Raw genomic sequence first — 2,318 nt, 5'->3', positions numbered from 1 at the left:
ATTTTTACCTTAAATTAAATTTAATCCCAAAAACAAAAAAAAAAAAAACTAGTTCTAAAATGAAGAACTAGCTTTTTGTACATTTACTTTCAATTTAAATCATCTAATTTACTTTTCTATAGTCCATCTTTAAGTTAGCGTTTCCTGATAATTCTAGGTATTCTACTGTAATTTTGTGTACACCAGCAGTCATCGGTATTTTTACTTTACGGATATCTCCTCCATTCGCAATCCAAGAATCAATTACCCGCTTATCGTCAACATATATTCTTACTCCATCATCTGCCTTAGCTTCAAATTCATAATTTCCATTCTCAAATAAACCTAATTTTGTAAATCTAGCAGAGAAATTATCATTAGGGATACTTGGATACGGAGAAGTGCTTCCCCAGTTAAAATCAATATTAATAAATCTATCTATTGACCATTTCCCCCCTTTTACAATTGCATCACCCTTTAAATCTTTATTGGCATAATACTCAGCTGTCCAATGTGGAAATGGCACTGCAGTAGCATATGGCTCGATACCAAATTCCACCTTACTTCCGCCACTTTCTTCTAAGTATTGTACTTCAATAAGGTGAACATCTTTTTCTGTAGACTTGCCAAGAATTGTTGCGCCTGTGTTGTCGTCAATAACTATCTTTCGAGCATCTTCTACAAATCCACCACTTCCATGCCAACGATCTATAACAAGTTTGCCATCAATATAAACTCGTAAGCCATCATCAGCTTTTCCACGAATAATATATTCACCTTTAGGTAAACGTTTTACGGTGGTATAGCGCGCAGAAAAATTATCCTTTGGTACCTTCAAAGTTGGAGCGCCTTCGCCATTATCTTCTGCAAGTTTTTGCTGTTGACCAAATGGCTTAATTACTCTTGCATCTACAGGAAGTCCTTGTAAATTCTTATTTGGATAATAATACGCCAACCAATGATCAAATGGAACTACATCAGAGAAGATACCCGCATTCCCTGTCAATTCATGAAAATCTGTATCTATTTTATGCTCTCCCGCTGTTAACTTTGGTAGTAGTGCACGTTTAATTTGTCCAATTGAATCATTATTCCATCCATCAATAATATTCTTACCGTCAAAATTTACTTTAACATAATCATCGGCAAGAGTTTGCATAAAATAATCCCCTGCTTCTAAATGTTGCGATTGATCAAATTTAGCCGAAAACTCATCATTTTTTTGTCCTTCTGGTGCACCTAATCCCCAATTATAATGAACTTGGCTTGTTTTTTCTTTGTAAACATTATTACTAGATGAAATATCAGCACCTGGAATAACAGCATAAAAATTATCAATATCCGGAGTCCAAACAAGATAATGATCTTGAGGAGTAGACATCCATTCATCATGTACAATTGCTGAACGGTGCCAAACTCTTTCAGCAGGATCAAAGATTTCCTCATATCCTACACCTGTCACAGCATGATTTTTATAAATTGGATGTGTTTGAGTTGTGATAATAGCCGGTCTATTTTTATCTATTTCTTTCTTATATTCCTCAAAAACAGCAGGGTTCACAGGCTTGTTCTTATATTCTTTAATAGTCACAGAATATTTCCCTGTTTTTTCCCAATACTCTTTCGTGCCTGCAATACCATCATTACCAAATGTATTACCTTGGGCATCTGTTTTCATTAATTTCGGTAGCGTATCAATAATATAAGTTTCATAATCTGCCTGATTATTTTTTAGACGTGGGAATCCATTATTTGCCCAATATACAGAAACATTTGCATATGCTGTAGGTAAACACCCATGAGTCCAGTCGTAGTCTGGCACATTCGGTATAAACTTATGATTATAATATGGAGCATTCGCTGAGCGAGTTAACCCATTAATTTTTTTTATATTTTCTATATTTGAGGTAGTGTTCTGTGCATTCGTAAATATATTTATTTCTTCTAATTTTTCCTTAGATACTGATTTTTTAGTGTTCAAATCAATGAAGGAACCTTCTATATCTGATTTTTGCAAATATGAAATAGGTGACACATAAATGCTATTCTCTTTATTAATTGTTTTGAATGGATTAGCACCTTTCCTTGTAGATTCTATTACACCCGGAATCTTTTCGTTACCGCTCACAATAATAAATCCATTTTCCTGGTCTGCTTTTTGTACAACAAAAAGATATGCAGTTATTTTTTTATTTTCGTCATATAATTTTCTATCAAATGCCAGCTTACTGTCTTTCCAATCAGTATTAGAATTATTCTGAATAATATTAAAATAATTCATTGCTTGTTGTGTCGCTTTCTCAATAGGGACAATCCTTAAATCCTGTCTCTTATACACA

At 33.6% G+C, this 2,318-nt stretch carries 1 protein-coding gene; it reads right to left on the bottom strand.

Annotated elements, in window-relative coordinates:
- Positions 1-103: 103 nt before the first annotated feature.
- Positions 104-2,318: PA14 domain-containing protein (locus tag ABWK52_RS16705; RefSeq protein ID WP_353772012.1), on the bottom strand; the 2,215-nt coding region annotated here is incomplete at its 5' end.

This window comes from Bacillus sp. AP50 (assembly GCF_040492675.1).
GTDB lineage: Bacteria > Bacillota > Bacilli > Bacillales > Bacillaceae_G > Bacillus_A > Bacillus_A cereus.
This window is presented reverse-complemented; position numbering and strand designations above follow the sequence as displayed.